This is a genomic window from Candidatus Thiosymbion oneisti (assembly GCF_004359955.1).
GTDB classification, from domain to species: Bacteria; Pseudomonadota; Gammaproteobacteria; order Chromatiales; family Chromatiaceae; genus Thiosymbion; species Thiosymbion oneisti.
On sequence record NZ_SMSC01000011.1, the window covers coordinates 46,108 to 59,120 of the forward strand.

Annotated in this window: 15 protein-coding genes; 1 reads left to right on the forward strand and 14 read right to left on the reverse strand. The window is 58.0% G+C overall.

Annotated elements, in window-relative coordinates:
- Nucleotides 1-148: 148 nt before the first annotated feature.
- The 12 genes from E1958_RS07860 to E1958_RS07915 all read right to left on the reverse strand — a co-directional run bounded on the left by E1958_RS07860 (nt 149) and on the right by E1958_RS07915 (nt 7,070).
- On the reverse strand, nt 149-370 hold the full coding sequence (locus E1958_RS07860) for a hypothetical protein (protein WP_133511394.1): 222 nt from the start codon (nt 368-370) through the stop codon (nt 149-151).
- Nucleotides 371-496: 126 nt separating this feature from the next.
- Complete coding sequence (locus tag E1958_RS07865) at nt 497-859, reverse strand: hypothetical protein (RefSeq protein WP_133511395.1); 363 nt, start codon at nt 857-859, stop codon at nt 497-499.
- A 163-nt stretch (nt 860-1,022) separates the two neighbouring features.
- Entirely contained in the window at nt 1,023-1,229 is a 207-nt protein-coding gene (locus tag E1958_RS07870; protein WP_133511396.1) for a hypothetical protein, read from the reverse strand.
- The gene (locus tag E1958_RS07875) at nt 1,226-1,669 is read right to left on the reverse strand and encodes a type II toxin-antitoxin system VapC family toxin (protein WP_133511397.1); all 444 of its coding nucleotides are present in this window, start codon (nt 1,667-1,669) and stop codon (nt 1,226-1,228) included. The genes E1958_RS07870 and E1958_RS07875 overlap by 4 nt, the downstream gene beginning before the upstream one ends.
- Before the next feature lie 781 nt (nt 1,670-2,450).
- On the reverse strand, nt 2,451-2,855 hold the full coding sequence (locus tag E1958_RS07880) for a clan AA aspartic protease (RefSeq protein WP_133511398.1): 405 nt from the start codon (nt 2,853-2,855) through the stop codon (nt 2,451-2,453).
- Nucleotides 2,856-3,022: 167 nt separating this feature from the next.
- A complete protein-coding gene (locus E1958_RS07885; RefSeq protein WP_133511399.1) occupies nt 3,023-3,709 on the reverse strand; it encodes a Na(+)/H(+) antiporter subunit B in 687 nt (228 codons plus the stop codon).
- Nucleotides 3,706-3,954, reverse strand: a complete 249-nt coding sequence (locus tag E1958_RS07890; RefSeq protein WP_176722312.1) for a hydrogenase subunit MbhD domain-containing protein — start codon at nt 3,952-3,954, stop codon at nt 3,706-3,708. The genes E1958_RS07885 and E1958_RS07890 overlap by 4 nt, the downstream gene beginning before the upstream one ends.
- The gene (mnhG, locus tag E1958_RS07895) at nt 3,951-4,283 is read right to left on the reverse strand and encodes a monovalent cation/H(+) antiporter subunit G (RefSeq protein ID WP_089725141.1); all 333 of its coding nucleotides are present in this window, start codon (nt 4,281-4,283) and stop codon (nt 3,951-3,953) included. Before mnhG ends, E1958_RS07890 begins: the two co-directional genes overlap by 4 nt.
- 3 nt (nt 4,284-4,286) lie before the next feature.
- Nucleotides 4,287-4,547, reverse strand: coding sequence for an MrpF/PhaF family protein (locus E1958_RS07900; RefSeq protein WP_133511400.1), 261 nt, complete (start codon nt 4,545-4,547; stop codon nt 4,287-4,289).
- Nucleotides 4,548-4,554: 7 nt separating this feature from the next.
- The gene (locus tag E1958_RS07905; RefSeq protein ID WP_133511401.1) at nt 4,555-5,076 is read right to left on the reverse strand and encodes a Na+/H+ antiporter subunit E; all 522 of its coding nucleotides are present in this window, start codon (nt 5,074-5,076) and stop codon (nt 4,555-4,557) included.
- 354 nt (nt 5,077-5,430) lie between these two features.
- Nucleotides 5,431-6,219, reverse strand: coding sequence for a CDP-diacylglycerol--serine O-phosphatidyltransferase (gene pssA / locus E1958_RS07910; protein ID WP_089725134.1), 789 nt, complete (start codon nt 6,217-6,219; stop codon nt 5,431-5,433).
- 272 nt (nt 6,220-6,491) lie between these two features.
- On the reverse strand, nt 6,492-7,070 hold the full coding sequence (locus E1958_RS07915) for a hypothetical protein (RefSeq protein WP_133511402.1): 579 nt from the start codon (nt 7,068-7,070) through the stop codon (nt 6,492-6,494).
- 564 nt (nt 7,071-7,634) lie between these two features.
- Between E1958_RS07915 and E1958_RS07920 the strand changes: the two genes are divergently transcribed.
- Nucleotides 7,635-7,823 carry a hypothetical protein gene (locus E1958_RS07920; protein ID WP_133511403.1) on the forward strand — a complete coding sequence of 63 codons (189 nt, stop codon included), beginning with the start codon at nt 7,635-7,637 and terminating at the stop codon, nt 7,821-7,823.
- Between the two features lie 654 nt (nt 7,824-8,477).
- Here E1958_RS07920 and E1958_RS07925 read toward each other — a convergent pair.
- The gene (locus E1958_RS07925) at nt 8,478-11,540 is read right to left on the reverse strand and encodes a caspase family protein (protein WP_165741869.1); all 3,063 of its coding nucleotides are present in this window, start codon (nt 11,538-11,540) and stop codon (nt 8,478-8,480) included.
- 758 nt (nt 11,541-12,298) lie between these two features.
- Nucleotides 12,299-12,934, reverse strand: coding sequence for a YbhB/YbcL family Raf kinase inhibitor-like protein (locus tag E1958_RS07930; RefSeq protein WP_133511405.1), 636 nt, complete (start codon nt 12,932-12,934; stop codon nt 12,299-12,301).
- Nucleotides 12,935-13,013 lie beyond the last annotated feature (79 nt).

The window sequence follows — 13,013 nt, forward strand, 5'->3', positions numbered from 1 at the left end:
TGTCATCTGGCTCCCACGCTCCGGCGTGGGAGCAAATCCCGACGCTCCAGCGTCACAATATACTGGCCGCTGGAGCGGCCTAGCTGCGTTCCCACGCTGGAGCATGGGAACGAGCACAAAAACTGAGAATGTATGTCATTTCCGGCTATCAATCCCAGGCAGAGGGTACACGGATCGGAACGGACCGCTCTGAAGCGTAGAGGTAGTCTTCACCGTCCTCATCAATGACCCTAATGTCTCCATCTGCCGCAGCATCTTCATCCGGAATGACTTTATATATCTTGTGGCGTTCCAGGGATGCGGGGTAGTCGCAGTTATCAATGCACACAACATACCCGGTTGGTTTGTCAAAATGCTCGTTCGTGGTCATTCCAGGTAACGCTTTCGTTTCATCTCTCGTTTGCCAACTCCGTGAGTCTCGTACCAATGAAGCCCAGCCCTTCGGATTCGGCCGGTTCTCAAGCGAATAAGGGCGTATCCCTTACGATACCCAAGGTCACAAATAATCTACAAAATCTTTAACTCCAATTTTGTTAAATTCTGCTTCTAATAGAATCTCACATATTTTACTTTTCTCGATTTTCACAAAAATAACATGCCTGCTTTGATCTTCTGATCTTATATATTCCATTCCTTTCCATCCTGTTGTGAATTTCGAGCATGCATTGCAAATGAAATCTGTTCTGATCCATGTGTTGTTATATTCATCTTCAATTTCCTCAAGAACATCTCCTACTCGATAAGAACTGATTCCCCTAGCTTTTTGATGTTGCCATTTTATTTGTATCTCGGTGTCTTTGCTTATCCCTCCCTTACTCGGGCACTTAAGATCAGCAAATATTGAATTAAATAAGCCCATTATTGCTTTATCCGTATTTGTCTTTTTGCTGATATCTCCAAATCACCATTCCGGTGATACAAATAGCTCGTAGCTCGTAGGCTGGGGTGAGCTTGCGAACCCCAACAGATCGTTATATCGAGCCAAAGATGTTGGGGTTCGTTCCTCACCTCAACCTACGGGCTTAGCCTTTTGTTAGGTTTTGAATTTCTCCGTAAATTTCCTCTAAACTTGGGTTGCCAAGCCATTTTTCTCTGTCATTGGTATAATCTCCCCATCCAGTTTCACCTTGTTGTAGGAAACGAATCATGCCAACAGCACCTAAGTGCGTTGTCAATGCCTCGATTCCGAGTTTTCGTATTTCATTAAGTGTTACGGCTTGAGTATTCATTGCACTACCTTTTGTAACCAAGTAAGTGGATTATCAATATTTATCTTGAGACTATGCTGGCTTGTTTCTGCTTTTTTTAATAACCTATCATCAGTGGATAGCAATACATCCGCGGCTGCTTTTTCTGCACACGCAAGATGCAAGGCATCATAAGTTTTAAACCCCATTATTTGTATTTCCGCTGATCTCGCAAGAATGAGCCGATTTACTGGAACATGTGAAGTCGAACGTGAGTTAAGGGATTTTAGTCTTTCTCTTCTTTCATCATTTGGAGTTTTATGTATTTCATAAAGAACAGCATCACTGCTTATCCATTGCCAATCATTTTCCTCGATATGTTTTAGTATCATAAGGATGGCCTCCGATTCAAGGCGAATCCTATCCTGAGTTTGATCATCAAAAGGCCGGTTCAAACAACAAACATCAAAATATATCTTCATGTATGATAAATCCGTCTGCATATTTTATTCTTGCTTTTCTCTTGCTTCTAACGCCTGGGCTCAGGTGCACGTAGCGAAACGGAGCATCCCTTGGAGCCTATTGTTATGTGCTTACTTGGTTTTGACTTTGATGTACGCATAATCTGAATTTGATGCGCTTTTAAATACCGAAACACTCCTCATGCCCTGAATTGGTTCCCACCTTAAAGCTCGTAGGCTGGGGTGAGCTTGCGAACCCCAACAGATCGTTATATCGAGCCAGAGATGTTGGGGTTCGTTCCTCACCCCAATGCCATTAAGTTAGCTGCTGGCTTGTTGTGGTAGGTCGGGTTAGGCGCACCTTCCGAGGCTGACAGGTGTCAGCGAGTCCGAACGCGCCCTAGCCCGACAACGCAGTCTATCGAACCCGCGGATGACGCCGCTGTATGCAGCCGGCTTCAATTGGATCCGCATCTTCTACGGAGCAAGCAGGTGCGCACCACCGAATGTCGGGCTAGGGCGCGTTCGAAGGTGTTTGCATCTCCCACCATCGAAAGGCGCGCCTAACCCGACCTACAAGACTTAACTTAATGGCATTGCACCCCAACCCACGGGCTAACAGGATATGTCTGAACCGCTTCGCGTTCATTCGCGGCAAAAAATAATTCCCAATGGAAGCTCAGCATCCCCATCCTCGCAGGCCGGAAGAAGCTGGGGTTCGTTCCTCACCCCAGTCTACGACACTGTACCAGTCGCCAGCTACGGACTATCGAAATCATGGAAGGAATTTTTCAAGGTCTTCTCAACATAACGGCAAAAGTGGTTTTTCGGGAGAACGTGGATTTGGAACCAATTTTTTCTGCACTGGGGATATATGCCAATCCATCTCTTCGAGAGGAACCGCGCCCAACAGCGGTTCAGCACCATGAGGGAGCTCGATTACACGGACATGGCAGGTACGGCCCTCGACTTCGATTTCGACAATTCCGAATACTCGGTATTCATGCTCCCCTCCATCAGCAGTGTAAACCCGGACCCTATCCAACTCTTCCAGTTTAAGTCGGCTTATGATCTCTATCGGAAGGGCCAACTCCGTTGCCCCGGAATCTACCAATGCGTTGCATATGACATCCTCTCCCTTTTCATCATCCGCAAGGAATCGGTTCTGCCAGTTTTTCAGTTTCACTTGTACACTGAATACCCCCATAGTTTTTCCCGTCTATGAATGTTACCCGAACCCTCTGCTGCGTTAGCCAATAGTACAGGATTAACAGGATTTTCAGGATTCACAGGATGTTAGAATTGATTATTCAGAAAACAATCCTGTTAATCTTGTCCTATTAGCGGTCGGCACGACGATTATGTCAACCGATCCTAATCCTTCATCCGTTCTAGCACCGCGCTCAGCTCGGTGCCGACCTTCAAACCGATGAAGATATAGATGATCGGCATGGCGCCGGCGCTGAGCAGCTCGCCGAAGCTGCCGAGATCGAGAAACCGGTTATCGAGAAAACCACCCGCGAGTATCAGGCCCAGGACCCCCACCACCACATAACCGAAACCGGAGAAGGACTCCAACAGGCGCACGATGCCATGATTCAAGCGGGTATCGGGATCGGCCAGCAGCAGGAGCATGATCCCGGAGGCCAGCACCGCCCCGCCCTGGAAGCCGCCGCCCGGCGTCAGATGGCCGTTGATAAAGACATAGATACCGAGCACGAAGATCAGCGGCAGGAGAAAATGAACGGCGGTCTGTACCAGTTCACTGGAGGCCCGGCGGTTTGGACCTTCCTCGGTCTCACCGACCCGCCGGCGCAGCAGCAGCCCGACCCCTGCCGCGGAGATGAAGAGCACCGCCACCTCGCCCAGGGTATCCAGGCCACGGTAGGTGACCAGCACCGCGGTCACGATATTGGCGGCCCCCAGCTCATCGGGACCCGCTGTCACATAATGCTCGGAGATGGGATTCAACCCGGTGCGGGGGGCATAATTCACCACCATGTGCAGGAAAACGGACCCCAACAGCAACAGGGAGAGCAGTATGGTGACCCGCTTGATCATTTCTCCGGCGGCTCCGTGGTCCGGCGAATGCTGTAGAGAAAGATAATGGTCGTGAGCCCGCTGCCGATGGCGGCCTCGGTCATAGCCACGTCAGGCGCGGCCAGGGCGACATAGGTAATGGCGGCGAACAAGCTGGCCATACCGGCGCTGATAGCCGCGCTGAGGGTGTTCCCCAGGTGGACGGCCAGCAGGGCGCTGACGATGATTCCGGCGCAGAGCGCCGTGCCGATCACGAGCAGGATCATGAGGTCTCCTGTTCCCCCAGCTTGTCGACTACGGTGCGATCGCTCAAAGGGACCCGGATGGCATGGGCCGCACGGGCCAGGGCATGAGCGGAGATGGGGGAAGTCAACATGACAAAGAAGGCGAGGACCAACAGTTTGCCCAGCCAACCGGGATGGGCGAGCCCGATCCCGATCAGGGCCAAGGTGGTCCCCAGGGTCGAGGCCTTGGTACCGGCCTGTAACCGATTGTAGCTGTCGGGCATGCGCAGCACGCCCAATCCACCCAGCAGCAGGAATACCGAACCGGCCAGGGTCATCAGGGCGCCGAGCATCTCTAAGAAGGCATACATGGATCAGAATCCCTTTTCGCTGTAACGGGCCACGGCCAGTACCCCCAGGAAGCTGAGCAGACCATAGACGATGGCCACATCCACATAGATGAAGCGCCCCCCGAAGTGGGCCAAGAGTACGATGATGCTGATGGCGGTGATGGTCAGCACATCGATGGCGATGATGCGATCGATCGGGGTAGGTCCCCTCACCAATCGGATAATACTGAAGAGACTCCCCAACAGGGTGAAGATTACCGCCAATGTCATCAGGGTATCGACCATCGTGAGTTCACCCTTGGCTCAACTGTATGAGATAGTGCTCGAAGCGTGCGGAGATCTCGCGCGTCGCACTCTCCACGTCTTTCCCCGTGACATCGATCCAGTGAATGAACAGGGAATCCTCGATCATATCCACTGTGAGGGTACCCGGGGTCAAGGTAATCGAATTGGCCAGGATCAACCGATAGGTGGGATGCTGCAAGCGGGTCTTTATTTCGACGATCCCCGGATTGATCCGCACCTCCGGCGCGATCACCCGCCGGGCTACATCCAGATTCGATTTGACCAGCTCGCGGGTGAAGAGCCACAAATACCCAAGCACCAGCAACGGCGTCTGTGGGGTGAATCTGGTCCCGGCGAACAGAAAGCCGTGGGCCGGGAAGATAAACACCAACAGGGTAGCGACGATGGCCCCCGCCAGCACGACCTGCCACGACAAGGAGGCATTGAGCAACACCCAGACCAACATCATGGATAGCCAGAATGCGACCAGATGTTTCTTTTCTCGGCGATCGGGGGCTGCGATATTCATCTTGGCGGTAGCTTCGGCCTGTGGGCGAGACGATGTTCCGGAATGGAATCCGGCAGTTACCGACCAACAGACGATCTTGAATCTTTCTAAGGCGATCTGTCAGGAGCTTGGAAAAACCCCATCCTTGGAATTTTTCAACACTCAGGTTGGTTGCCGGCGACCGATACTAGTCGGAAAACCGCATCAAAGTTTATAACCTACATCATTGATTCGGATTTATCTTCCCATGTCGGCCCGCTTATCTCAACTCCCTGCGACGAGTGGGGGATAGAGGGTGAAATCCAGATGCGGATCGACGAGATGGTCTCCTCCCGCTTCCTGAGGTGCCCGCTGCTTCTACCCGTCAACCCCCATTCAGGAGCCATCCTCGTCCTGCGACGGCACCCGTTGGGTACTCCGCTCCCGCCTGCGGTTGACCTTGCGTTGGCGCCGACGTACCAGCGTAATGACCGGGCCGGAGACCGCGTAACTCACAAAACCGGCAAGCAGGACCACCGGCGGATGCAGTAACACCACCGCATAGCCGAGCATCACCACGACCGCGAAGATAAAGGGGACCCGTCCGCGTAGATCGATCTCCTTGAAGCTGTGAAACCGGAAATTACTCACCATGAGCAGACCGGCGCAGGTGGTGATGAGGGCGACCAGCCAGCTCACCTCCGACCCATCGATGCCGTGATCCGCTCCGACCCAAATCCCGGCAGCGATGAGCGCCGCCCCCGAGGGACTCGGCAACCCTTGAAAGTAACGCCTGTCCGCACTACCGAGCTGGGTATTGTAGCGGGCAAGGCGCAGGGCAGCGGCGGTGGTATAGACAAAAGCGGCCAGCCAGCCGACCTTGCCGAGCCCGCTTAAGGCCCATTCGTAGGCCACCAGGGCCGGGGCGACGCCGAAGGCCACCATATCGGAGAGGCTGTCGTACTCCGCCCCGAAATCGCTTTGGGTATTGGTCAGGCGGGCGACCCGCCCATCGAGCCCGTCCAGCACCATGCTGGCGAAGATCGCCAGCGCGGCGGCCTCGAAACGCCCCTGCATGGCCACGAGCACCGCATAAAAACCCGAGAACAGGGCCGCGGTCGTGAACAGATTGGGCAGGAGATAGATGCCGCGTCGGATGCCGGGTCTGGGTTTCTGCTCGTCCATTGCGGGGGCGGTATGGCAGAGAGCTTGCTGGGGGAGCTCAGTATATCAAGTTGTCGGCCCTCGGTTGCTGGTCGCCGGTAGGATGTGGTGAGCGCGGTAGGTCTTACAGGATGGCACCACCAGGAGGCGCGAACCGCATCGATGGACGCCCGCAGCGAACCGTATCTTTAAACGGCGATGCACCGCTGATGCCTCGTACCTGTCTCCATCATTGTCGAGTTACGGCAGCACAAACATGGATCGAGCACCAGCATGGACCGATTGGGGTACGCCTAATTCGACCCACCGAGCTCGTGGAACGGCTTCCACTTAAGGGCTTCGAGCTGGTCCAGGATCTCCTGGCGCCGGGTGTCGCGGATTTCCCAGTATTTGTCCCAGATAGCGCCCGCCGCGTCTTTGATGGCCGCAATGAGCTCCGCCGGTAATCTGATGTAATCCTTTACGGATCGGGTATCGGATGTACCGCGCGCGTCGAGAATGGCATCGACATGGCGGGTGAAGGCCAAGCGTCGCTCCACGGCGCGCTCAAGTACGGCCTGGAATTGCTCGGACCCGTCGAAGGGCCTGCGCCGGATGATGTCATGGCTCATCCGGGCGATCAGGCCGTCGAACTCCGCTTTGGCCGAGGCGTAGAGGCGAATGCCCTCTGCATAGCTGTCGGCGTCCTGCCGACCAAAGTCCTTGAGCATAGTCACATAGCCCTCGGCCAGGGATTGCTCCCGCGCCAGCACGCCGAAGGCCTTGCTCGCCTCCAGATCGGTCTCCGCCCCACTGCGCCAGGGTACACTCATGAAGACGATCAGCACCAAGACAGTTGACACCGAGTAGGTGGTAGGTCGATGGCGGTTCATGTTCAATATTCTGGTAGTGGTTGAGTCTTAAGAGGCTGTCTAAAAATTAAGATACTGATTTTAGAGCATAAAATCTGAAAATTTCGCGCTCGTTCCCACGCGCCGCGTGGGAACGCGGAAGCTCCGCGCCGCGGAGTGTCTCGGGAACTCGTAGCCACTGCTGCATGGGCCTGATGTGCTTGATTTTCATGAGGATTCAGCTCAATTGAGAACGCCCCCTAAGAGACTGTCTAAAAAAGGACCATAGACCATAGGCTGGGTTGCGGCCAGGAACGGCCAAAACCCAGCAACAACCAAAGCTGGGGTTCGTTCCTCACCCCAGCCTACCGATTTATACTGCCAAACGGAACAATCTGAGTTTTTGAATTTCCCCCTCACCCCTGCTTCTCTCCCTCAAGAGGGTGTCGCAAAAACCCCGCTCCCGGTCTCTGGTTCCCACGTAGCGCCTGGGAACGAGAAAACTCAGCCTGACTGATGACCATTTGGAGCGGCAACTCGGCATTCAGGTTTTACCCGATAGCCGGAAGGGCCAACGAAATATCGGTAGTCCCGGGAGCCGACAAGATGTCGGCGATCCCAGGGGCCGACAAGATGTCGGCGGTCCCAGGGGCTGACAGGATGCCGGCGGTCCCGGGCCGGCTGGGACCGCCGTCTTTCAGACGGCTTACGGACCCCATGACCAGCTGTCGGCAACGCTCGGAGCAGACGCCCTCTGGGCCGCACCGGATAACGCCGGACAGCCGCCAGGTTTGATTCCCGTGTATACCACCGGCCTGATGCTCTCCGCGGCGCGGAGCTTCCAGGTTCCCACGTAGCGCCTGGGAACGAGAAAACACATCCCGCCGGCCAGTCGCCAGCTACCAGCCGACAACTGGTAGCTGGTCGCCCTACCGGCGGGTTGCGCGGCCCCGACGCATCGGGGCAACCGCAGCCGCGCGCGGGGCCGCTTACCCGCCCTACGTGCTTAAGTTAAGCGTCACCGACGCCGTTTGTGATTGCTTGAGCGCTGTTTTTCGTTCGCCCTCTCCCCAACCCCTCTCCCGGCGGGAGCGGGGCGAAGCTCGTAGGTTGGGCAAAGCCGGTAGGATGTGGTGAGCGCCTGCCTACCGCCCCAGGGATGGGGCAGGTAGGCAGCGAACCGCATCTTTGGACGGCGGCGTGCCCAACAAATCATTTAAATATTAACCACCACCCCCAACCTTTCTCCCCCAGGGAGCGGGGCTTTGAGGCTTGACTTAATAGCATTGCCTTGAATAGTACAGGATTTATGGGATTTCATAGGATTCACAGGATGCCTTCGTTAAATAAAAGAATCCTGTAAATCCCGGGTAATCCTGTAAATCCTGTCCATTAAACGCCCTCCCCGGCAACGCCGAATGACTTAAGAATTGCGCCCATTCGCAATCTTCATTTCCGAATCCGCACGATCTTCAGGTCTTCGACCGCTTCGGGCTTGGTGGTGACCGGCTTCTGGGCGCCCTGGGTGAGTGATTTCACCCGGTTGGAGACATAGACCTCCAACTCGGCTACGGAGACGTGGAGGTCCTCGATGAAATCGGCTTTGCCCTCGCGGATGCCCTCCAGGAGGGCCTCGGTGAAGGCGCCGTTGCCCCACTTGTCGTCTTCCTGGGAGAGCTGCTTGCCCGTGGAGGAGGAGAATACAATCACCCCGGTCTCCGCATCGGCCAGCTCGTTGGCAAAGCGATCCACATCGGCCTGGGAGTCGGCCCGTCCACCGAGTACCCGCCCGGAGAAGCAGGTATCGAGGAATAGGATCGTCTTGCCCGCGACAGCGCCGAGGAAGTCCTTGAAGTCGGTATCCTTCAGGGTAGTGCGTCTGAGCCGGCCCTGGTCCGTGTCGTGGGGCAGAAAGCGATAGTGGCCCTGGGGTCCCGTGATCCCATGCCCGGCCAGATACAGGATCGCCACATCGCGGCTGGTGGTCTGGCGTTCGAGCCAGTCCAGGCCATCGAGCACCGCCTCCCGGGTCGCCTTCCGGTCGTCCAGCAACTTCGTCTTGACGTCCCGATAGAGCCCGCGTTTCTTCTGATGCTCGATGGCCTGACGGAAATCCTGGGCGTCCTTACTGGCGAACTTGAGATTGAGCGTGTCTTCCTGGTAGTCGCTCACACCGACCGCCAGCACATAGAGAGTTGGCTTATACCAGTCTTTGCTGCCCGTCCAGTTGATGGCGAAGCTGGCGGGCTCACTGGTGCCGTGCCGGTTGCGCGCAATGATGGAGACGGTTGCCTCGCTTGGAGGGATCTCCAGGCTGAGCTGGCCGATGACCTGTTGGCGCTGATCACGGTAATTCTGATCGTGCGTCAGTATCCGGGCCGGACGTCCATCGAGGCGGGCCTCGATCCTTTCAATGGGTCCGGTCTCCGACCGGGCCTCGTAGGTAAGCGTCAGCTTGGTCTCGGTGATGGGGCTGCCGGCGGCGGGCGCCAGGATGGACACAACGGGCGGGCGAAGCCTGAGGACATCGCGGGTGACCGTCTTTTGCCCCCGGGCGGCATCGGCCTGCCGCAGGGCCTGGTCCACATCCAGGGTCTCCAGCACCCTGGCGATCACATCCGGACGGTAGAATTGTTGGCGGAAACGGGAGGCGCCGTAGAAATCGGCGGCCTGGTCCCGACCCCGGTTGACATGCCAGCCCACCAGATCCTCACCGCCGGCGGAGGCCAGATAGAAGCCCGCGGGCGTCCAGGCCACCCAGCGCTTGCCGTCCTGGTGCGGGAAGAGGGCCAGTAGCTCCGCGCCGTCCCGCAGCCGGTACCAGCGGATGGTGCCGTCGCCGAAGGCGGCTACCGCCAGCTGGCCGTTGCCTGTGATATTGACCCCCCAGGCCACACCGGGTACGGGAATCCGCCGCAGCTGCTTGCCGGTGCGGTCGAAGAGCCGGAGCCACCACTCAGTGCCCAGCAGGAAACGTTTCCCGTCCGGTGCAATGGCCAGGCTGCGTGACCGCTCGTAGTCCTGGAGCTTCAATCGCTTGCCATTCAGCTTCGGGTGATACCTATTCTTCCAGTCGCTGATGTCCAGGCCCGGTGTCTTAGTGCGCGGTGGCTTAAGCCCGAGTGCGGCGGCCTCCACTGCCTGCGCGAGCCCCGGGTCGACCTTGCCGTCCACGACGAGGCCCTGGGTACGCTGGAATGCCCGGATGGCGGCACGGGTACGGGCACCCATGACGCCATCGGCGGGGCCGGGGTCGAAGCCGAGTCCGGCCAGCCCCCGCTGTAGATCAGCCAGATCCATTGGCCGGTCGTCCAACAGGAGCAGACGGCGCTCACTCAAGGAGAACCGGGCCGGACGTTTGCCCCCTGGTTCATAGCCGAACTGGACATTGCTGCCGTCGTGGGCGACCAGGAAATTATTGAGATCGCCTCGAAAATCTGCAATCTCGGGCGGCTTAAAGATCTTCTGTTGGCCTGTGGCATCCAGCAGGCCCCAGGCGGGATCTGCGGCGCCGAAGACCAGTCCGCCGTCGCTCAGAATCCGGAGATCCATGAGCGTACTCTCAGCGGCCGGCAACTGCGTGACAGCGCCCCGACCGGCCTGGTCCCAGCGGAGGATAGGGTTGCTACCGGCCTGTTGGTACCGGCCGCCGGCGTAGAGTTGAAGCCCATCCTGGGACCAGACGACGCTGTTCAGACTGCCGTTATTGGCCTGCGAGGTATCGGGGCGGTAGAGGAGTGTCAGGTCGCTGGCCGAGAGGACATTGACCGCCGTGGAGTCGGTAAAGCCCACAGCGATGCGCTCGCCGTCCGGTGAGAAGCGGGCGAAGAAAGGTCGCTCGCCGCCGGGAGCCTTTTGCTTGGCGATGAGCCGAAAGCGCTTGTCGTACAGACGCAGATAGCCGTCATACGAAGTCGTCACCAGCCGGCTCCGGCCGTCGAAGTGGGCGGAGTAACTGGAATCCCCATAGTCGCGGTCCTGGAAGTGCTGCGCCCAGTCCTGGGTGCTATAGATCCGGACGCCGTTCTTACCGCCCAGGCTGGCGGCCAGATAGCGACCGTCCGGGGACCAATCGAGATGATGGACGACATTTGGCAGGCCCGTGAGCCGGTGTTGGAGCCGGCCGCTCTGGCGGTCGAACAGATAGATGGAGGTAGTAGTTCCATCCCATACTCCGGTCCAGCCCCCCGCGGCAATAGTCTGTCCGTCCGGAGCAATGGCGACGGCATAGACCTTGCCTTCGTCGCCCGTATCGATGGGCAGGCGCAAGGTACGCAGCAGCTCCCCAGCCGGCAACGACCAGATGCGTACCGTCTTATCACGGGAGCCGGTGACCAGGAAGCGCTCGGCCCGATCCACGGCGATGCGCTTTATGACCGCCGTGTGCATGCCGGTCTCGATACGGGGGAAAGGTATCCGCGGGATCTCGGCCGCGGCCAGGGGAAAGACCAGGGCCAGCAGCCAGAACAGGGCAGCGGCCCCCAGCGATCCAGCCAGCCACTTGCGTATCATTTTACCTCGGGATCGATGCGATAGGTTCATCTGGCTCCCAAGCTCCGGCGCAATGCCGTTAAGGGCGACCAGCTACCAGTCGCCGGCTGGTAGCTGGCGACCGGTAGCTGGTCGCCCTACCGGCGGGTTGCGCGGCCCCGAGGCATCGGGGCGACCGCAGCCGCGCGAGGGGCCGCTTACCCGCCCTACGTGCTTGGCCGCCGGAGCGGCCCGCTTGCGTTCCCACGCTGGAGCCTGGGAACGAGAGAGAGACGAATTTAGCCGCAAATCAATGCAAATGGATACAAATCAACGCAACCCGGTCAAGGACTGTCGGTGATCACGAGCCGATTGCGACCGATTCATCTGGCTTCATCTGGCTCCCACGCTCCAGCGTGGGAGCCAGATGAACAATCCGATTCACGCGGATTCGCGTGAATCGTAGTTTCTCCTATTCGTTGTTGCAGTTACCGAGCCGTCCGTGCCGGGTTTCGTTCCTCAACCCAGCCTACGGGCTCCAGCGTGGGAGCAAGCTTTGTCCCGACGGAGGAGGGATCTAATGCTCCAGCGTCATAAAGTTTTGGCCGCCGGAGCGGCCCGCCTGCGTTCCCACGCTGGAGCGTGGGAACGAGAGGCCATCCTGTTAATCCTGGAAATCCTGTTAATCCTGTACCATTAGGAGGCAAGCCCGGAGATTAGGGCTCACCCCTTATTTAAATGTCAACACGCCCTAAGACAGGCCCGAATCGGTCGGTATCACCGGGCGCCGGAACCCGCGCCTAATCTGATCGGGCGACCTTGGGATTGACGCTGTAGGTCCCGACGATGCTCACCTGATCCAGTATATGGCCCCGGATGGCGGCGAGTGTTTGGTCGCGGTCGAAGCGTCCTGCCACGGGGCAGCGCAGGAGATCCAGGGCATAGAGGGTGAAGTGATAGTGATGGACGATGGCGTCGTTCCAGGGCGGGCAGGGGCCGTCGTAGCCGTAATAGTCGCCGGCCATCTCCTCATCGCCGGCGAACCAGTCGGTGTAGCTGTTGATGCCATGCCGGATACCGTCGGGTCCTTCCGGTCCCGGCTTGCCGCGGGCGGTCACCTGGGAGCAGAACTCGCCGGCGGCAATGCCGTTGCGGTCCGGCTTCAGATCCACCAGCACCCAGTGGGTGAAATCCACCCGCGGCAGCTCCGCCGGTACCTGGCGTCCTTCCTGATTCACGTCGTCGCCGCGGCTGGGCACGTCCGGGTCGTGACAGATAAGCACCAGGGATCGGGTGCCGGGGGGGAGCTCGGACCAGGCCAGGTGCGGATTGCGATTTGCCCCCAGGCGGACATGGGCCTCCGGGTCGGGCACACAGAAGGCGAACTCGGCCGGGATGGGTTGGCCGTCGGTGATGGAGTCGGAGCTGAGCTGCATGGCGTTTTTCCTATATCAGTTATCAGTAGGGTGGGCTGTGCCCACCAATAGCTCACCCGCCTGTGATGAGGCCGTAGGT